General features: G+C 47.7%; 14 protein-coding genes and 2 tRNA genes (1 of these 16 only partly in view). 9 read left to right on the top strand and 7 right to left on the bottom strand.

All coding sequences use genetic code 11. The features are described from left to right. Positions 1-4: 4 nt before the first annotated feature. Both uvrA and rfbD read right to left on the bottom strand, forming a co-directional pair. A complete protein-coding gene (gene uvrA, locus HMPREF2606_RS06595) occupies positions 5-2,854 on the bottom strand; it encodes an excinuclease ABC subunit UvrA (protein ID WP_070712705.1) in 2,850 nt (949 codons plus the stop codon). 150 nt (positions 2,855-3,004) lie between these two features. Further along, positions 3,005-3,868 (bottom strand): dTDP-4-dehydrorhamnose reductase, encoded by an 864-nt coding sequence (rfbD, locus tag HMPREF2606_RS06590; protein WP_070712707.1) that lies wholly within the window; start codon positions 3,866-3,868, stop codon positions 3,005-3,007. Positions 3,869-4,313: 445 nt separating this feature from the next. On the opposite strand from rfbD, the gene HMPREF2606_RS06585 reads away from it, so the two are divergent. The 4 genes from HMPREF2606_RS06585 to dld all read left to right on the top strand — a co-directional run bounded on the left by HMPREF2606_RS06585 (position 4,314) and on the right by dld (position 10,997). Further along, entirely contained in the window at positions 4,314-5,756 is a 1,443-nt protein-coding gene (locus HMPREF2606_RS06585; RefSeq protein WP_283122353.1) for a calcium-binding protein, read from the top strand. A 163-nt stretch (positions 5,757-5,919) separates the two neighbouring features. Beyond that, positions 5,920-6,783, top strand: coding sequence for a phosphoribosylaminoimidazolesuccinocarboxamide synthase (locus HMPREF2606_RS06580; RefSeq protein WP_070460812.1), 864 nt, complete (start codon positions 5,920-5,922; stop codon positions 6,781-6,783). 236 nt (positions 6,784-7,019) lie between these two features. Then, the gene (gene pnp, locus HMPREF2606_RS06575) at positions 7,020-9,140 is read left to right on the top strand and encodes a polyribonucleotide nucleotidyltransferase (protein ID WP_070712709.1); all 2,121 of its coding nucleotides are present in this window, start codon (positions 7,020-7,022) and stop codon (positions 9,138-9,140) included. A gap of 165 nt (positions 9,141-9,305) precedes the next feature. After that, a complete protein-coding gene (dld, locus tag HMPREF2606_RS06570) occupies positions 9,306-10,997 on the top strand; it encodes a D-lactate dehydrogenase (protein ID WP_070712711.1) in 1,692 nt (563 codons plus the stop codon). A 60-nt stretch (positions 10,998-11,057) separates the two neighbouring features. Here dld and HMPREF2606_RS06565 read toward each other — a convergent pair whose 3' ends face one another. The 3 genes from HMPREF2606_RS06565 to HMPREF2606_RS06555 all read right to left on the bottom strand — a co-directional run bounded on the left by HMPREF2606_RS06565 (position 11,058) and on the right by HMPREF2606_RS06555 (position 14,508). Next, a complete protein-coding gene (locus HMPREF2606_RS06565) occupies positions 11,058-12,422 on the bottom strand; it encodes a sodium-dependent transporter (RefSeq protein ID WP_070712712.1) in 1,365 nt (454 codons plus the stop codon). Between the two features lie 783 nt (positions 12,423-13,205). After that, positions 13,206-13,889 carry a 16S rRNA pseudouridine(516) synthase gene (locus HMPREF2606_RS06560; protein WP_070843460.1) on the bottom strand — a complete coding sequence of 228 codons (684 nt, stop codon included), beginning with the start codon at positions 13,887-13,889 and terminating at the stop codon, positions 13,206-13,208. A 142-nt stretch (positions 13,890-14,031) separates the two neighbouring features. Then, positions 14,032-14,508 carry an NGO0322 family iron-responsive protein gene (locus tag HMPREF2606_RS06555; RefSeq protein WP_049348077.1) on the bottom strand — a complete coding sequence of 159 codons (477 nt, stop codon included), beginning with the start codon at positions 14,506-14,508 and terminating at the stop codon, positions 14,032-14,034. Between the two features lie 341 nt (positions 14,509-14,849). On the opposite strand from HMPREF2606_RS06555, the gene dnaQ reads away from it, so the two are divergent. The 5 genes from dnaQ to HMPREF2606_RS06530 all read left to right on the top strand — a co-directional run bounded on the left by dnaQ (position 14,850) and on the right by HMPREF2606_RS06530 (position 18,308). After that, positions 14,850-15,587 (top strand): DNA polymerase III subunit epsilon, encoded by a 738-nt coding sequence (gene dnaQ / locus HMPREF2606_RS06550; RefSeq protein WP_070712717.1) that lies wholly within the window; start codon positions 14,850-14,852, stop codon positions 15,585-15,587. After that, a complete protein-coding gene (ispD, locus tag HMPREF2606_RS06545; RefSeq protein ID WP_070712720.1) occupies positions 15,584-16,270 on the top strand; it encodes a 2-C-methyl-D-erythritol 4-phosphate cytidylyltransferase in 687 nt (228 codons plus the stop codon). Before dnaQ ends, ispD begins: the two co-directional genes overlap by 4 nt. A 32-nt stretch (positions 16,271-16,302) precedes the next feature. Continuing rightward, positions 16,303-16,782 (top strand): 2-C-methyl-D-erythritol 2,4-cyclodiphosphate synthase, encoded by a 480-nt coding sequence (gene ispF / locus HMPREF2606_RS06540; RefSeq protein WP_070712723.1) that lies wholly within the window; start codon positions 16,303-16,305, stop codon positions 16,780-16,782. A gap of 43 nt (positions 16,783-16,825) precedes the next feature. After that, positions 16,826-17,497: a ribose-5-phosphate isomerase RpiA gene (rpiA, locus tag HMPREF2606_RS06535; RefSeq protein WP_003679072.1), complete on the top strand. Its 672-nt coding sequence runs from the start codon at positions 16,826-16,828 to the stop codon at positions 17,495-17,497. 73 nt (positions 17,498-17,570) lie between these two features. Further along, positions 17,571-18,308, top strand: coding sequence for a thermonuclease family protein (locus HMPREF2606_RS06530; RefSeq protein WP_070585431.1), 738 nt, complete (start codon positions 17,571-17,573; stop codon positions 18,306-18,308). Positions 18,309-18,487: 179 nt separating this feature from the next. Here the strand turns inward: HMPREF2606_RS06530 and HMPREF2606_RS06525 are convergent. Continuing rightward, positions 18,488-18,578: transfer RNA gene (locus HMPREF2606_RS06525), tRNA-Ser, on the bottom strand. A 63-nt stretch (positions 18,579-18,641) separates the two neighbouring features. Beyond that, positions 18,642-18,717, bottom strand: a tRNA-Leu gene (locus tag HMPREF2606_RS11135); it runs 134 nt beyond the window's last position.

Below are 18,717 nucleotides of genomic sequence, written 5' to 3'. Positions count from 1 at the left end.
AGGTTTATCTTAAAACCATCTTCAAATACTTCCCAGTATAACTCCCCTTAACCTTCGCCACCTGCTCGGGGCTACCTGAAGCAATAATCTTACCACCTCCGTCTCCCCCTTCCGGCCCTAAATCCACAATCCAATCCGCGGTTTTAATCACGTCCAGATTATGCTCGATAATCACTATCGAGTTGCCTTTGCCTTTCAGACGACCTATGACTTCCAGCAGCAGGGCGATGTCGGCGAAGTGCAGGCCGGTGGTGGGTTCGTCGAGGATATAGAGCGTTCTGCCGGTGTCGCGTTTGGAGAGTTCGAGGGCGAGTTTGACGCGCTGGGCTTCGCCGCCGGAGAGGGTGGTGGCGGACTGGCCGAGGCGGATGTAGCCCAGGCCTACGTCCATCAGGGTTTGCAGTTTGCGCGATACGGTGGGGACTGCGTCGAAAAATTCGCGGGCTTCTTCGACGGTCATGTCGAGGACTTGGCTGATGTTTTTGCCTTTGTATTGGATTTCGAGCGTTTCACGGTTGTAGCGTTTGCCGTGGCAGACTTCGCAGGGGACGTACACGTCGGGCAGGAAGTGCATTTCGACTTTGATGACGCCGTCGCCTTGGCAGGCTTCACAGCGGCCGCCTTTGACGTTGAAGGAGAATCTGCCGACGTTGTAGCCGCGTTCGCGCGAGAGGGGCACACCGGCGAAGAGTTCGCGGATGGGGGTGAATAGGCCGGTGTAGGTGGCGGGGTTGGAGCGCGGGGTGCGGCCGATAGGGGATTGGTCGACGTTGATGACTTTGTCGAGGTGTTCGAGGCCGTGGATGTCGTCGTATGGGGCGGGTTCTTCTTGGGCGCGGTTGAGTTCGCGGGCGGTGATTTTGGCGAGGGTGTCGTTAATCAGTGTGGATTTGCCGCTGCCGGATACGCCGGTGATGCAGGTAATCAAACCGAGCGGCAGTTCGAGGGTTACGTTTTTGAGGTTGTTGCCACGCGCGCCTTTGAGGACGAGCATTCGGTCGGGATTGACGGGCGTGCGTTCAGACGGCACGGCAATGGATTTTTTGCCGCTGAGGTATTGTCCGGTAACGGAGTTTTCGCATTGGGCGACGTTTTCGGGGGTGTCGGCAATCAGTACGTTGCCGCCGTGTTCGCCCGCGCCGGGGCCCATATCGACGACGAAATCGGCTTCGCGGATGGCGTCTTCGTCATGTTCGACCACAATTACGCTGTTGCCCAAGTCGCGCAGGCGTTTGAGGGTGGCGAGTAGGCGGTCGTTGTCGCGCTGGTGCAGGCCGATGGAGGGTTCGTCCAACACGTACATCACGCCGGTCAGGCCGCTGCCGATTTGGCTGGCGAGGCGGATGCGCTGGGCTTCGCCGCCGGAGAGGGTTTCGGCGGAGCGGGAAAGATTCAGGTAATCCAGCCCGACGTTAATCAGGAAGCCGAGCCGCTCGGTGATTTCTTTGAGGATTTTTTCGGCGATTTGTTTTTTGTTGCCGTCCAAATCCAGCGTTTCGAAGAATTGGTGGGTTTTGGTCAGCGGCCAGGCGGAGACTTCGTGTAAAGGTTCGCCGCTGACGTAAACGTAGCGGGCTTCTTTGCGCAAACGTGCGCCGCCGCAGCTCGGGCAGGCGCGGTGGTTTTGGTATTCGCGCAGTTTTTCGCGCACGGTTTCGCTGTCGGTTTCGCGGTAGCGGCGTTCGAGATTAGGGATGATGCCTTCGAAGGCGTGGCTGCGGTTGAAGGTGGTACCACGTTCGGACAGGTAGGTGAAGTTGATGACTTCTTTGCCCGAGCCGTGCAACACGACTTTTTTCACTTTTTCCGGTAGGCTTTCCCAAGCGGCATTGACATCAAATTTGTAATGATGCGCCAGTGATTGAATCATTTGGAAATAGAATTGGTTGCGCTTATCCCAGCCGTCAATCGCGCCTGCTGCTAAGGATAATTCGGGATGGGCGACCACTTTTTCGGGGTCGAAAAAGTTGGTGTTGCCCAAGCCGTCGCAAGTCGGGCAGGAGCCCATCGGGTTGTTGAACGAAAAGAGGCGCGGCTCTAATTCGGGCAGGCTGTATGAACATACAGGGCAGGCGAAACGCGCGGAAAACCAATGTTCTTCGCCGCTGTCCATTTCCATTGCCAGCGCACGCTCGTTGCCGTGGCGCAGCGCGGTTTCAAAACTTTCTGCCAGCCGCTGCTTGATGTCCGCCTTCACTTTCACGCGGTCGATGACGACGTCGATATTGTGCTTGATGTTTTTTTCCAGCTTCGGCACTTCATCCAACTGATAGACCTCGCCGTCCACGCGTACACGCGCAAAGCCCTGAGCCTGTAAGTCGGCAAAGAAATCGACAAACTCACCCTTACGTTCGCGCACAGCCGGCGCAAGAATCATCACGCGTGTGTCTTCCGGCAGCTTCAACACAGCATCGACCATCTGCGACACGGTTTGGCTCGATAATGGCAGATTGTGTTCGGGGCAATACGGCATACCGACGCGTGCGTACAAAAGGCGCAGGTAATCGTGGATTTCTGTTACTGTACCGACGGTGGAACGCGGGTTGTGGCTGGTGGATTTCTGCTCGATGGAAATTGCAGGCGACAGGCCTTCGATCAAATCGACATCTGGTTTGTCCATCATCTGCAAAAATTGACGGGCATAGGCTGAAAGGCTCTCGACATAACGGCGTTGGCCTTCGGCATATAAAGTATCAAACGCCAGAGACGATTTGCCGCTGCCTGACAATCCTGTTACCACTACGAGCTTGTGGCGCGGAATGTCCAAATCGACATTTTTCAAATTATGTGTACGCGCGCCGCGGATGCGGATGGTGTCATTATCGTGTGAATGTTTGGGATGATGGTTGCACATGGTGTCAGGCCGTCTGAAAAATAAAATAAACGGCTATTGTAGCACTTTTCAAATGACAGACTGGATAGATAAAGCATTTGATATAAAAGAAACAAAGAGGCCGTCTGAAAATATGTTTTCAGACGGCCTTGATATAGATGGATCAGCTTATCAGTCGATTGTGCGGAGAATTTCGCGCAGGGCTTTTTGCCAGTCGGACGGTTTGATACCAAACTCGGTTTCGAGGCGTGAGCAATCCATAATGCTGTATGCCGGACGCGGAGCGGGCAGGGGGTATTGTTCGGTGGTGATTGCGTTCAGTTCCGGAATGCGGAAGCTGTCGTCTAATTGATGGGCCGTCTGAAAGATGGCTTTGGTAAATTCGTACCATGTTGCCGATTTGTTGCCACAGTAATGGAAGATGCCGCGTGGGGAAGTAGGCTGTTGCAATAAACTGATGATGGCATGAGCCAAGTCGCCTGCATAAGTAGGGCAACCGGTTTGGTCATGAACGATGGAGAGAGAATCACGTTCTTTGGCAAGGCGCAACATGGTTTTGACGAAATTGCTGCCGTATTCGCTAAACAGCCATGAGGTACGGACGATTGTACTTTCCGGATGCGCGGCTAAAGCCAAAAGCTCGCCCGCTACTTTGGATTGACCGTAAGTGCTGCGCGGATTGGTGTAGTCGGTTTCGCGGTAAGGGCGTTTGCCTTCGCCGTCGAATACATAATCAGTGGAAATATGGATAAAGCGGGCGTGTGCGGCGCGGGCGGCTGCGGCCAGGTTGTGAACAGCGGTTGCGTTGACGGCAAAAGCGGCCTCTGCGTTTTCTTCCGCTTTATCGACGGCAGTGTAAGCCGCGGCATTAACGATGGCATCTGGTTGGAAGTTTTTGATCATATGATGCACGGCTTCGGTATCGGTAATGTCCAGCGAAGTAGAGTCGGTAGCAATCAGTTCCCAATCTTCGGGCAGGCGGTCGCGCAGACAACGTGCAAGCTGGCCTTTGGCTCCGGTCAATAAAGTACGCATGGTTGAGTATCTCCTCTGATAGCTGTTGAATAGGTATTCGTGTCATTATAATGTAAATAAGACAAATTCACATTATTGGCGTAGAACAAAATGCAGAGGCGGCTGTATTTGGGCAAATTGTCGATATTATCTATCCATAATAATAACCACTTATTGGTATTATGTTTGTTTACTATAACTAGAGTTAAAGTTCAGCTCTTAACAAGATAGATAAAGGATCTATGCTGTTTGATAGATTGTGAATCAATGTTAATGTTTTTATTGTTTCTAGGATAATGGAATTTAAAAACAGGCGAAACTCCATCCTTTTATCGGCAAATTCTACCGTTTGATATTTTTGAGTAAATATTTTGAAAAATATTACTAAAATAATAATTGAGCAAGGGCGGAATTTGCTCGTTCCGTCAGCTCAATATCTTTATTAACTATTTTGGGAGTAATTATTATGGCATACTGTTACGGGGGGTATTATACTAGACCCCTGGTTAGTTCTTACTGCGCTCCTGCGCCTAAGGCTTCCTACTCTTCTTACTACTGCGCTCCTGCAGCAAAATCTTCTGTTTCTATCGGCAGCATTGCTAGCATTGCCAGCATCGGCGTGTCAGTAGTTAACGCGGTAACCGGTTTGGTTTCTGCTATTGCGGCTTTCTGCCCACCGGCAAAAACGCCTAACTACAAATGTGTTCCGGTTTGCCCACCTTACAACTGCGATCCAATCAAACCGATCCCATGTCCAAAACCACAACCTAAACCTCAGCCTAAGCCTCAACCAAAACCTGAGCCTAAACCTGAGCCACAACCAGAACCGCAACCAGAACCAAAACCTCAACCAAAACCTGAGCCTAAGCCAGAACCAAAACCTGAGCCTAAACCAGAACCTAAGCCAGAGCCAAAACCTCAGCCTAAACCAGAACCGAAACCTGAGCCAGACTGCAAAGACTGTGTTGACGACCATAACCAAAACAACTCATACGGTCAGGAAGACAAAAACCCAGGTAATGTCATTCGAGCTGAAGACTGCAAAGACGGCAACGTTATCCGCGGTACTGATGCTAAAGATACCATTTATGGTACTGCTTGCGAAGACATCATCTACGGTGGCAACGGCACAGACGTAATTTATGCCGGTGCTGGTAACGACACCATTTACGGTGATGCCGACGGTGACTCTCTGTACGGTGAAGAAGGTAAAGACTACCTGCAAGGTGGTGCCGGTAACGACTACCTGAACGGTGGTTCAGGTGCTGACATCATGCGCGGTGGCGACGGTAACGATGTTTATTTCGTTGACAATGCCAACGACCAAGTTATCGAGTACGGCAATGCACAAGCCGGTATCGATACTGTTCGTACCGTTATTGACTACACCTTGACCGATCACGTTGAAAACCTGTTCTTGCAAGGTATGCAAAACCTGAACGGTACCGGTAACTCTTTGAACAACAACATCGAAGGTAACGGCGGCAACAACCATCTGTACGGTTTGTCCGGCGACGACTGCCTGGTTGGTAAAGACGGTAACGACTACCTCGACGGTGGTGTCGGCAACGACATCCTGATCGGCGGTACCGGTAACGATACTTACTTCTTCGACAAAGGTTACGGTCACGACACTATCCGTGAGGAAAGCGGTAATGACACCCTGTTGTTCGGTAAAGGCGTTGCAGCTTCTGACGTATTGCTGAGCAAATCAGGTGCTAACCTGACTGTTTCTGTCGGTACTAACGACAGCATTACCATCGACGACTGGTTTACCGGTAACAATCACAAAGTTGAAAACTTCAAGTTTGCTGATGGTAGCACTTACCAAGTAACCGGCCACGGCGACTACTACTCTCTGTCTGCTGTGAACCATATCCAAGATCAGACTCAAGCTTCTGTAATCTGATAGGATGGTGATTTTCAGGGTTCTTCTCTAAAATCAACGGATAAGGCCGTCTGAAACCAAAATATAAGGTTTCAGACGGCCTTTATTTTGTAAACAATCTGACGAAAAATTCCAAATTGGGCTAAAATACCGTATTCTTCTGTCTACCTAAGAGATACCCGAAATGTCTGAAATCAGCTTGAAAAAAATCTACTCCGGCAAAGTCCGCGATTTGTACGAAATTGACGATAAACGTATGCTGATGGTTGCTTCCGACCGTCTGTCTGCATTCGATGTGATTTTGGATGATCCGATTCCGGGTAAAGGGGAGATTCTGACGCAGATTTCCAATTTTTGGTTTAAAAAACTGGCTCATATCATGCCTAACCATTTTACCGGCCATACGGTTTACGATGTTTTGCCAGAAAACGAAGCCAAAGTTTTAGAAAAACGCGCTGTTGTAGCTAAAAAACTCACTCCGGTGAAAGTGGAGGCTATTGTGCGCGGTTATCTGGCAGGCAGCGGTTGGAAAGATTATCAAAAGACAGGCTCTGTTTGCGGTATTCAACTGCCTGAAGGTATGCAGGAAGCGCAACAGTTGCCCGAAGTGATTTTTACGCCATCGACCAAAGCCGCAGTTGGCGATCATGATGAAAACATCAGCTTTGAAGAATGCGAACGCATCATCGGAAAAGAATTGGCGGCGGAGGTGCGCGCCAAAGCGATTCAGCTTTATACAGAAGCGGCCGAATATGCGAAATCTCGCGGTATTATCATTTGCGATACCAAGTTTGAATTTGGTTTGGATGAAGAAGGTACGCTGACTTTGATGGACGAAGTATTAACGCCTGACTCCAGTCGTTTTTGGCCTGCAGACCAATACAAAGTCGGCACCAATCCGCCGTCTTTTGACAAACAATTTGTCCGCGACTGGCTGGAGCAAAGCGGTTGGAATAAAAAAGCGCCTGCGCCTAAAGTGCCTGCCGATGTAATTCAAAAAACAGTCGAAAAATATCAAGAAGCATTGACTTTGCTGACTCAGGATTGATTTTTAAGTTTGAAGGCCGTCTGAAAAGGATATATTTCAGACGGCCTTTTTATTGTATAAATACTGGATTTTAAGGATGGTTGCCTTTATAATCGAGAGTTGTTTTCAGCGCCTTAAAGGCCGTCTGAAAGCTTGTTTATAACCTGCCGCACGGTCTGAAACCCTAACTATGCACATTCGGATTTTAGTGTGCATTATTAGTGTTTTAGCAGTGCGGTATTTTGAAAGGAACAATAATGTTCAATAAACACGTTAAGACCTTCCAATACGGTAATCAAACCGTTACTTTGGAAACCGGCGAAATCGCTCGCCAAGCCGCTGCTGCCGTTAAAGTATCCATGGGCGACACTGTTGTTTTGGTTGCCGTTACTACCAATAAAGAAGTGAAAGAAGGCCAAGACTTCTTCCCTCTGACTGTCGATTACCTCGAGCGTACTTATGCCGCAGGTAAAATCCCCGGCGGTTTCTTCAAACGCGAAGGCAAACAAAGCGAAAAAGAAATCCTGACCAGCCGTCTGATCGACCGTCCGATTCGTCCTCTGTTCCCTGAAGGTTTCTACCACGACATCCAAATCGTAGCGATGGTGGTGTCTGTTGACCCTGAAATTGATTCTGACATTCCTGCAATGTTGGGTGCATCTGCCGCGCTGGTGTTGAGCGGCGTACCGTTTGCTGGTCCGATTGGTGCGGCACGCGTTGGTTATGTAAACGGCGTGTACGTTTTGAACCCGACTAAAGCCGAATTGGCCAAATCACAATTGGACTTGGTTGTTGCCGGTACTTCTAAAGCCGTGTTGATGGTGGAGTCCGAAGCCGACATCTTGTCTGAAGAAGTGATGCTGGGTGCGGTTGTTTACGGTCACGATCAAATGCAAGTGGCCATTAATGCCATCAATGAGTTTGCCGATGAAGTCAACCCGGAAGTTTGGGATTGGAAAGCACCTGAAACCAATGAAGAATTGGTTGCAAAAGTACGCGAAATTGCCGGTGAAACCATTAAAGAAGCGTTCAAAATCCGTCAAAAACAAGCACGTTCTGCCAAATTGGACGAAGCTTGGAGTGCTGTAAAAGAAGCGTTGATTACCGAAGAAACCGACACTTTGGCAGCCAACGAAATCAAAGGCATTTTCAAACACTTGGAAGCCGATGTTGTCCGCAGCCAAATTTTGGACGGCCAACCGCGTATCGACGGTCGCGATACCCGCACTGTTCGTCCGCTGAACATTCAAACCGGCGTATTGCCGCGCACTCACGGTTCTGCACTGTTTACCCGTGGCGAAACCCAAGCTTTGGCTGTTGCAACTTTGGGCACTTCACGCGACGAGCAGATCATTGATGCGCTGTCCGGCGAATACACCGACCGCTTCATGCTGCACTACAACTTCCCTCCATACTCTACCGGCGAAGTGGGTCGCGTAGGTGCGCCAAAACGTCGTGAAATCGGTCACGGCCGTTTGGCTAAACGTGCATTGTTGGCCGTATTGCCAGAACCTGAAGATTTCAGCTACACCATGCGCGTGGTTTCTGAAATTACCGAATCCAACGGCTCTTCCTCTATGGCTTCCGTCTGCGGCGGCTGCTTGAGCCTGTTGTCTGCCGGTGTGCCTTTGAAAGCACACGTTGCCGGTATCGCCATGGGTCTGATTTTGGACAACAACAAATTTGCCGTTCTGACCGACATCTTGGGCGATGAAGACCATTTGGGCGATATGGACTTTAAAGTAGCCGGTACAACAGAAGGTGTAACCGCGCTGCAAATGGACATCAAAATCCAAGGTATTACCAAAGAAATCATGCAAATCGCTTTGGCTCAAGCCAAAGAAGCGCGTTTGCACATCTTGGATCAGATGAAAGCCGCCGTTGCAGGCCCACAAGAGTTGTCTGCACACGCGCCACGCTTGTTCACCATGAAAATCAACCAAGATAAAATTCGTGATGTAATTGGTAAAGGCGGCGAAACCATTCGTTCGATTACTGCTGAAACCGGTACTGAAATCAATATCGCTGAAGACGGTACCATCACTATCGCTGCGACTACTCAAGAAGCAGGCGATGCAGCGAAAAAACGTATCGAAGAAATCACTGCCGAAGTGGAAGTGGGCAAAGTGTACGAAGGTACTGTGGTTAAAATCCTCGACAACAACGTTGGTGCGATTGTCAGTGTGATGCCGGGTAAAGACGGTTTGGTACACATCAGTCAAATCGCCCACGAGCGCGTACGCAATGTCAGCGACTACCTGCAAGTAGGTCAGGTTGTGAACGTGAAAGCATTGGAAGTAGACGATCGAGGCCGCGTACGCCTGTCTATCAAAGCTTTGCTTGAAGCTCCTGCTCGCGAAGAGAAAGCAGCTGAATAATTTGATTGTTCAAGCTTGAAACAAAAGGCCGTCTGAAAATTTCAGACGGCCTTTTGTTTATTTAAAAGATGAGTTTAAAAAACGGGTTTTGCCTTTACTTTGATTGAACGGATTACTACAATGCTTGCAATCTAATAAATATATTAATCTCTCAAGGAGTATGCAATGAATGCTACACAATTAATCAGTCGGCTGACGCAAACCGTCGGCGAAAAATACATCATCACAGACCCGGCAAAAACTGAACAATACCGTCAAGGCTACCGTTTTGGCGAAGGTAAGGCGCTGGCAGTTGTCCGTCCGGGTACGGTGTTGGAAATGTGGCAAATTTTGCAGGCGTGTGTTGAGGCTGATGTTATCGTGATTACGCAGGCTGCCAATACCGGTCTGACCGGCGGCTCGACTCCTGACGGCAATGATTACGACCGCGATATCGTGATTGTGAATACCATGCGTCTGAACATCATTCAGCCGATTAACAATAACGAACAAGTTGTCTGCCTGCCCGGTTCTACCCTGAATCAATTGGAGCTGCTGCTGAAACCTTTAGGCCGTGAGCCGCACTCTGTAATCGGTTCGTCCTGTATCGGCGCATCTGTATTGGGTGGCGTATGTAATAACTCAGGCGGTGCATTGGTACAGCGTGGCCCGGCTTATACGGAAATGGCTCTGTTTGCACAAATCAACGAAGAGGGCAAACTGGAGCTGGTCAACCATTTGGGCATTGATTTGGGCGAAACCCCTGAAGAGATTTTGACCAACTTGCAAGGTTTTCATTATCAGCGAAAAGACATTACGCAAGATGCCGGCAAGGGCCATGACCATGCTTATTGCGACCATGTACGCAAAGTGGATGAGCCGACGGCCGCACGCTTTAATGCCGACCCAGCACGCCATTACGAGGCTTCAGGCTGCGCGGGCAAGCTGATGGTATTTGCCGTGCGTCTGGATACTTTCCCGCAAGAAAAACAAACTGCCGTGTTCTATATCGGCACCAATGACATCAATGAATTGACCGATATCCGTCGCGCCGCTTTGGGTGAATTTAAAAGCCTGCCTGTTTCCGGCGAGTATATCCACCGTGAGGCTTTCGATATTGCCGATGTATATGGCAAAGACACATTCTATGTGATTAAGAAATTCGGTACGCATCAATTGCCGAAATTGTTTGATTTTAAAGCGCGCGTCGATAGATTCGGTAAAAAAGTCAGCTTCCTGCCTAAGCATTTTTCCGATAAATTCATGCAGCTGGTCAGCAAAATTCTGCCGGATCATTTGCCTAAATCTATGCGAAATTATCGCGACAAATACGAACACCATTTGATCTTGAAAATGGGTGGCGAAGGCGTAGCAGAAGCGCGCACGTTCTTGAAAGAATATTTTGCAACTCATGGTGGCGCATTCTTTGAATGTAATGCCGAAGAAACGCAGGCGGCCATGTTGCATCGTTTCGCCGTGGCTTCTGCCGCGATCCGCTATCGTGCCGTGCATGATGATGAGGTAGAAGATTTAGTTGCGCTCGATATTGCCTTGCGCCGTGATGACCGTGATTGGTTTGAAACACTGCCGCCGGAAATCGACAATAAAATCATCCATAAATTGTATTACGGACATTTTATGTGTCATGTGTTCCATCAGGACTACATCATTAAAAAAGGCAACGACTGCATGGCCTTGGAACATGAAATGCTCCATCTGCTTGACCAACGTGGTGCGCAATATCCTGCCGAGCACAACGTCGGTCATCTGTATGAAGCCAAGCCTGCGCTGAAACAGTTCTATAAAAAACTTGATCCGACCAACAGCTTCAACCCTGGTATCGGTAAAACCAGTAAGAAGAAAAACTGGGCTGAATAAAGCATAGTCAAAACAAAGGCCGTCTGAACATTTCAGACGGCCTTTTTATATGTTTGTTTATCAGAACAGGTTGCTGATGAAAATCAGCAGAATCACCAACGGCACGAGGTATTTCACATAGGCAAACCAGATATTGACGGTGGTATGGTTGCCTTTGTAGAGCAATTCGTCCTTCGCTTCATCTTTCATCACGAAGCCAACAAATAAGGCAGAGCCAAGTGCGGTCAGCATAAACAGGATGTTGCCGCTGATATAGTCAAAGGCGTCAAAAATGTTTTTACCAAACACGGAAATATCTTTCCATGGGCCGTAGCTCAAGATGGACGGGATATTGCCGAAGATAAAAATCCCTGCCAGTACGATGGTAATCGCGGCTGCGCGGCGGATTTTGGTTTTCTCCTGAATAGTTGTAATCAACACTTCATAAATGGTCAGAGAAGTGGTCAGCGCGGCAATCAGAAGCAGTGAGAAGAAAATTACTGCAAACACGGGGCCTGCCCACATATTGGAGAACACGATCGGCAGGCTTTGGAACACCAACGTCGGGCCGGAGTTAGGGGCAACGCCAAAGCTGAAGAGGGAAGGGAAAATCATAAAGCCGGCCAACACGGCAATCAAAGTGTTGGTAATCGCGGTAATTACGGCCGTCTGAACCAGATCTTCATTTTTATCCAGATAGCTGGATAATGTAATCATCACGCCGAAACCCAAGCTCAAGGCGAAGAACACTTGTCCTAAAACGAAGACGAACAGTTCGGCAGTAATTTTGCTGAAGTCAGGTTTCAGATAGAAGGTAATGCCTTCCATTGCGCCCGGTAGGGTAACGTTGCGCACAACCATGGCAATCAGGAATAAAAACAGCAAAGGCATCAGGTATTTTGCCGCTTTTTCAATACCGCCGATCACGCCTTTGACCAAGATCCATTGGTTCACAACCACAAATAGGAAGGTGTAGAAAGCAATTTCCCAAGGGCTGTTTTCGATGTGTTCGGTAAAGAAGCTTTTGGTGACTTCGCCGGAAACAGGGCTGGAAATGTCCAAATTACCGCCGATGATATTGACGATGTAGCTGATAACCCAGCCGCCGAGCACCATGTAATAGGCCATGATGCCGAATGCGCCGAGCAGGCCCATCCAACCGACCAATTTCCAAACTTTGGCAACGGGTTTGCCATTCATTGTGCCGCCAAACGCATCCAGCGCGTTCACGCCTTTGCGGCGACCGATGACATTTTCCACCAAAATCATTGGAATACCGATGACCAGCATGGCGATACAGAACAAAAACACATACGCGCCGCCGCCGTTTTCACCAACCAAATACGGGAAACGCCATGTTGCGCCAAAGCCGACAGTCGCGCCGGCAACGGTAAGGATGTAAGTCAAACGGTTGGACCAGGTTTGACGGGGTTGATTGGAAGACATAAATACTCAGATGCATAAAAACAAAGACAACATTTTACCGCAAAGATTTAACGAATCTTGACTAAAGTCTGAAAAGAAAATTGGTTAAAAAAACCATGTAATGAAGAATTTTTAGTGGATTTATCTGGTTTGATTGGTATTGAAACCTGAAAACAGAGAATTTGGCTGAAGCGATATGAATGATTGAAAGAGCCGTAACGATAAAGGCCGTCTGAAAAGTGGGATATGGGAAAGGGTTGTTGTGAGGATATTGGATAGCACCAAAGTGTGCTTTCAAGAGTATGTCGGCAACAAAGATGGTATTTATCTAAGGCTGTCTAATAACATCCTGTAACCTTAGCTTGGATAGTCGCCGATAGGTTTTCTTTCTATAAAACGATTTGCCTGAAATGGGAATGGCACAGATTGATGCGGAAGAGACGAGAAAGAGAAAAGGAGTAATGGCAAGTTAATGAGTGGGAGATGAGGTCTAGCAATGATGGCTTCTTTAGATGAGAAAGGCCGTCTGAAAGTACATTCGTTTGGTTGCCAAATTTTAGATAAAAAAAACCATCTATACTAAGGGGAAAGTATAGATGGCCAAACACATTACGGGGAAAACGTCTTACTCACTTACTCACTTCTTTCGAAGCAAGTGTTACTCAGACAGGCGAATTATACAATAGTTCAGCCTTCACAGTGTTAAATTCTGTTAAATAAAAATAATAAGGTTTAGATGTTTGATTTTAAATAAATAAAAAATCCATATTGTTTAAAAATTTATCGAAAAAATTTGGAATTTTTTTAGATTTGGATAAATTTCCATTCTCCGGCGGCTAAATCATCGACATTCCAGTTGCCGAATTTCTCACGGTGGAGCTGCTCGACACGGTTGCCTGCGGCTGCAACCATGCGTTTGACCTGATGGTATTTACCCTCGGTAATGGTCATCATCAATGTGGTTGGGTCGGTCAATACTGCTTCGGCCGCGGCGACGGTTTCATTATCGTCATGCAGGAGGACGCCGTTTTTCAGCGCAGTGCAAAGGGTATCGTCGGCAGGATGTTTCAAAGTGACGCGGTAGAGCTTCGGAACTTTGTGTTTGGGCGAGGTAACGCGGTGGTTAAATTGGCCGTCGTTGGTAATCAGAATAATTCCGGTTGTGTCTGCATCCAAGCGGCCGACTGCCTGCATATCGATATTGCGCATGTGGTCGGGAAAAAGGCTGAAGATGCTTGGATATTGCTGAGGTTTGTGCGAAGTCTCGTAATCTGCAGGCTTATGAAGCAGGATATAAAAATAGGGCATGGGGACGGCGGCAATTTCTTCGCCGTCAACAGACAGGGTGTGCACTTGAGACGGATCAATATCGTCTTTGGCACGATTATGGATTTCGCCGTTGATGGCAATGCAGTCATTGTCTATCAGCCATTGGCATTGCTTGCGGCTGCCGAGGCCTTGCGATTGGATGTATTTGAGCAGTTGCATGGTTGAAAAGTAGGAAATGTTCAGACGGCCTTTATTGTACTGGAAAACCGGTGTTTAGGCCGTCTGAAAAGTAGGGGTAAAAAAATCGCCCCTTTAAAATGTTAAGGGGCGCAAAAGGAACACAAACCACTACCAAAAACTGTTACAGGGCAAATTCTCCTATTTGATGTGTTGCCGGATAAAGTGCTTTCATCAAGTCATGTGGTGAAAGCGAGAAATCTTTGCTGTTTGTCGTCAGACGGCCTTGCTGAGGCGTCAGCTCAAGCAATCGGGCGTTTGCCGACTGGATAAATTTGTTTTTCGTGCGCTGCATTTTTCTTTGCAGGGCGGAAACAACGCGGTTGTACAGACTGTCTTTTTGCTTGACTTCGCGTGTATCGGCAACCCAGCTCAAGCGTGTATTGCCGTCTTCATCTTCAATCAGCAGGATACCGGTTTCTGATTGGGGCGATTTGCCCATACAAGGGAGCCAAACATAATATCGGCCATCTAAAGTAATGAATACTGCGTCATGTACTTCGCATTCATCGCAACACTTGGTGGCGATCAAAGAGCGGATGGCTTGTTGGTGCAGTCTCAGAATATCAAGGGAGACTTGCTTAAAAATACTTTCGGGCATTTTCTTCTCCTTTCATTCTGTTGTGCGGTTGTTTTGTTTCGATGGGTTGTATTATACGGCGATTTTTTAAATTTGCAAATGATAATTGTTCCTATTATTTAATTTATACGTAAGATATTAATTATTAAAGAAATTAAATTTAAAAAATTTTTTAGAAATTGGGTTTTCTACTCAAAAATGTCGTAATAGATGGTCATTAGATGAAAAAAGAATAAAGGCCGTCTGAAAAAATCCAGCAATAAAAGGGTATTGCAAAAGCAGCTAAAGTTTTGCTGACTATACATTTCAGACGGCCTTCAGTATGATTCAGGACGTTTTGATAATTGCAGAAACCACTAACCATGAGCCAACGTCAGATTATCCTCGATACGGAGACCACGGGTCTTTATCCTGAAAACGGCGACCGTCTGGTCGAATTTGCCGGCTTGGAAATGATCAACCGCCAAATGACCGACTCCAACCTTCATTTATATGTCCACCCTGAGCGCGATATGCCGGAGGAAGCGGCGAAGGTGCATGGTTTGACGATTGAAGTATTGGAAGCGAAGAATGCGCCGCCGTTTGCTCAAGTGGGTAAACAGATTGCCGACTTTATACGTGGCGCAGAGCTGATTATCCATAATGCCAAGTTTGACGTCGGCTTTCTGAATATGGAATTCCGCCGCATGGGTTTGCCTTCTATTGAAGAACTTGGTTGCAAAGTGACCGATACGCTGGCCATGGCGCGTGAAATGTTTCCGGGGCAAAAGGCAAGCTTGGATGCGTTGTGTAACCGCTTTTCCGTTGACCGCAGCAAACGGGTCTTGCACGGCGCGTTAATCGACTGCGAGCTTTTGGGTGAAGTCTATCTTGCCATGACGCGTCAGCAGTTCGACCTGATGGGCGGCGAGGCGGAAGAAGAGGGCGAGGTCAAACAAACCGTTATTGCGGAAACCAAACGTACATCGCAGTTGAAAGTTATCAAAGCCAATGCGGACGAGCTGGGCGCGCATGAGAAATATTTGGACGATTTAGGCGAAGCGTGTGTATGGCGAAAGGACGAAACGCCTGATGAGGCCAATGCCGGAGCGTCAGCATGATGCGCCGCAATATCGCTTTGATTCCTGCTGCCGGTGTGGGAGCGCGATTTGGCGCAGGAAAACCTAAACAATATCTTGAAATCAATGGTAAAACTGTATTGCAACATACCATAGAAATCTTTGAGAAACACCCCCGCATAGATTTAATTGCCGTTATTCTTTCTCCGGAAGATTCGGTTTTTCAGACGGCCCTGTCTGAGAAAGTACGCGTCTTTCGAGTAGGCGGCGCAAGTCGTGCTGAAACGGTACGCAATGGTGTGTCCACTTTATTAAAGCAAGGTTTGGCCGAGGCGAAAGATAATATTTTGGTTCATGATGCCGCGCGCTGTTGCCTGCCGGCTGAAGCGTTAACGCGTTTGCTTGATGAGGCGGGTGAGAATGATGAAGGCGGTATTTTGGCCATACCGGTAGCCGATACGCTCAAGCGGGCAGATGGCAATCATCATATTGATGAAACCGTTGCGCGCGCAGGATTATGGCAGGCGCAAACGCCGCAGCTTTTTCAGACGGCCTTATTAAATCGCGCCTTATCGGTTGATGATTTGAGTGAGATTACGGATGAAGCGTCAGCAGTTGAAAAACTGGGTATCCGGCCGCGCTTGGTGCAGGGCGATACGCGTAATTTAAAATTGACGCTGCCGCAAGACGAATACATTGTCAGATTGTTGCTCAAGGCCGTCTGAACAATCAAAACCCATTATTTAAGGAAGCAAACATGAATATCCGTATCGGACAGGGCTACGATGTCCATCAGTTGGTCGAAGGGCGAGATTTGATACTCGGCGGCGTCAACATTCCGTTTGAAAAAGGCTTGTTGGGTCATTCAGATGCCGATGCGCTCTTGCATGCGATTACCGATGCCCTATTGGGTGCGGCCGGTTTGGGCGATATCGGCAGTCATTTTCCTGATACTGCCGCCGAATTCAAAGATGCTGATAGCCGTGTGCTGTTGCGTGAGGCTTATCAAAGCGTGCAGGCATTGGGTTGGAAGGTGGTTAATGTCGATACGACCGTGATTGTGCAAAAGCCAAAACTTGCGCCACATATTCCGGCAATGCGCGCCAATATTGCCGCAGATTTGGGTTTGCCTGCAAACTGCGTGAACATCAAGGGTAAAACCAACGAAAAACTTGGCTATCTGGGGCGTATGGAAGCCATTGAAGCGCAAGCGGCAGTATTGCTGATTAAAGCCTAAGAGCTTAAAATTACTTTATTATTCAAACTGAAAGACTGACAACATGGCAACTCAAGACGAACTTAAACGTATTGCCGCCGAAAAAGCGGTGGAATTTGTTCCTGAAAACGAATACATCGGTATCGGTACCGGCTCTACCATCAACTTTTTTATCGAAGCTTTGGGTAAAAGCGGTAAGAAAATCAAGGGTGCCGTGTCTACTTCTAAAAAATCCAGCGAGCTTTTGGCAAAATACGAGATTCCTGAAGTTTCACTGAATGAAGTGATGGGTTTGGCGGTTTATGTTGACGGCGCAGACGAAGTCAACCACGCGCTGCAAATGATTAAAGGCGGCGGCGGTGCGCATTTGAACGAAAAAATCGTGGCCAGCGCATCCGATAAATTTGTCTGTATCGCCGATGAAAGCAAATACGTTTCCCGTTTGGGTAAATTCCCATTGCCGGTAGAAGTGGTTGAAAATGCCCGTTCGCTGGTGTCGCGCAAACTGCTTGCGATGGGCGGACAGCCTGAGTTGCGTGTCGGTTATACTACTTTCTATGGCAATCAAATTGTTGATGTTCACGGCCTCAATATCGACCAAGCCCTGAAAATGGAAGACGAAATCAATAAAATCACCGGCGTACTCGAAAACGGTATTTTTGCCCGCGATGCCGCCGATGTGTTGGTTTTGGGTACGGCAGAAGGTGCAAAAGTCATCCTGCCTTGTCAGGATTAATGGAGATTAATCAATCTTAAAGGCCGTCTGAAAGTGCATCAGGTCTTTCAGACGGCCTTCAATTTGGCAAAATATGCAAATCAGTAAAATTATAAAATGGTTGCCCGTTGTTTTATCCGTGTTGGGCGCGCTTGGTTACAGCTCACGCGATACCGAGTTGATTCGTACAGGGGTAAGCGTTGCCGCAACATTGGCACAAGGTGATAATATCGGTTTGGAAAAGGTCAATGAATGGCTGGGGGAAAATGTCGTCAAAGCGACATCTGACACCAAAGCCGAAGATAAACCCAAACCGGAACAAAAACAGAAGTCATCGCGACAATCCTACACATACAACGGAAAAATCATCAAAATCCATGATGGCGATACCATGCACATTATCGATAGCGACGGCAGGAAACACAAAATCCGTATGGCCTATATCGATGCGCCGGAAATCAATCAGGCTTATGGTACGCAATCACGAGACAATCTGATTGATGCTGCATTGAATAAAAAAGCCAAAGTTCGCGTGTTTGAAGCCGACCGTTACCAGCGCGAAGTTGCACAAGTATCAGTCGGCACGATTGACTTGAATTTGATGCAAATACGGGATGGCGCCGCATGGTATTATGAAAGTTATGCCAAAAAACAACAAAGTAAAACCGCTTACACCGACTATTCGGCCGCACAAAAACAAGCCAAGGAAAAACGTAAAGGTTTATGGAAAAAAGACAATCCGCAAGTACCTTGGCAATTTCGCCATCAAAACCACGAGCAGCAGAACGGCAATAAAAAGCAATCTGATAAACAATGGTTTGGGATTTGGTAAGTTTTAAGAAAGAGGCCGTCTGAAAATTTTCAGACGGCCTTTAATCATTACAATTTAGTATAAGATAAGAATGAGTGGCAGGTTTATGATTAGAGGGTAATAGAAATAAAAGTATGGTGTAATATTTTTAAGAAGGGCGGATATGAAAAAAAACACCGTTAGTTGGTGTCTTTAGTATCTGGCAGAGAGGAAGGGATTCGAACCCTCGATACGCTATTCACGTATACACGCTTTCCAGGCGTGCGACTTAAACCACTCATCCACCTCTCTGTGGACTATTATCCTGACTTCTTATTCAGAATAATGTGAAAACTTAACTGATTGATTTATCAGTGGTGCCCAGGAGAAGACTCGAACTTCCACACCCGTGAGGATACTAGCACCTGAAGCTAGCGCGTCTACCAATTCC

This window comes from Neisseria sp. HMSC070H10 (assembly GCF_001837635.1).
Lineage (GTDB): Bacteria > Pseudomonadota > Gammaproteobacteria > Burkholderiales > Neisseriaceae > Neisseria > Neisseria subflava_A.
This window is presented reverse-complemented; position numbering and strand designations above follow the sequence as displayed.

What these genes read in the sequence shown, in the direction of transcription:
- uvrA (WP_070712705.1), bottom strand. Translation starts at nt 2,854, where the DNA reads ATGTGCAACCATCATCCCAAACATTCACACGATAATGACACCATCCGC.
- rfbD (WP_070712707.1), bottom strand. Translation starts at nt 3,868, where the DNA reads ATGCGTACTTTATTGACCGGAGCCAAAGGCCAGCTTGCACGTTGTCTG.
- HMPREF2606_RS06585 (WP_283122353.1), top strand. Translation starts at nt 4,314, where the DNA reads ATGGCATACTGTTACGGGGGGTATTATACTAGACCCCTGGTTAGTTCT.
- HMPREF2606_RS06580 (WP_070460812.1), top strand. Translation starts at nt 5,920, where the DNA reads ATGTCTGAAATCAGCTTGAAAAAAATCTACTCCGGCAAAGTCCGCGAT.
- pnp (WP_070712709.1), top strand. Translation starts at nt 7,020, where the DNA reads ATGTTCAATAAACACGTTAAGACCTTCCAATACGGTAATCAAACCGTT.
- dld (WP_070712711.1), top strand. Translation starts at nt 9,306, where the DNA reads ATGAATGCTACACAATTAATCAGTCGGCTGACGCAAACCGTCGGCGAA.
- HMPREF2606_RS06565 (WP_070712712.1), bottom strand. Translation starts at nt 12,422, where the DNA reads ATGTCTTCCAATCAACCCCGTCAAACCTGGTCCAACCGTTTGACTTAC.
- HMPREF2606_RS06560 (WP_070843460.1), bottom strand. Translation starts at nt 13,889, where the DNA reads ATGCAACTGCTCAAATACATCCAATCGCAAGGCCTCGGCAGCCGCAAG.
- HMPREF2606_RS06555 (WP_049348077.1), bottom strand. Translation starts at nt 14,508, where the DNA reads ATGCCCGAAAGTATTTTTAAGCAAGTCTCCCTTGATATTCTGAGACTG.
- dnaQ (WP_070712717.1), top strand. Translation starts at nt 14,850, where the DNA reads ATGAGCCAACGTCAGATTATCCTCGATACGGAGACCACGGGTCTTTAT.
- ispD (WP_070712720.1), top strand. Translation starts at nt 15,584, where the DNA reads ATGATGCGCCGCAATATCGCTTTGATTCCTGCTGCCGGTGTGGGAGCG.
- ispF (WP_070712723.1), top strand. Translation starts at nt 16,303, where the DNA reads ATGAATATCCGTATCGGACAGGGCTACGATGTCCATCAGTTGGTCGAA.
- rpiA (WP_003679072.1), top strand. Translation starts at nt 16,826, where the DNA reads ATGGCAACTCAAGACGAACTTAAACGTATTGCCGCCGAAAAAGCGGTG.
- HMPREF2606_RS06530 (WP_070585431.1), top strand. Translation starts at nt 17,571, where the DNA reads ATGCAAATCAGTAAAATTATAAAATGGTTGCCCGTTGTTTTATCCGTG.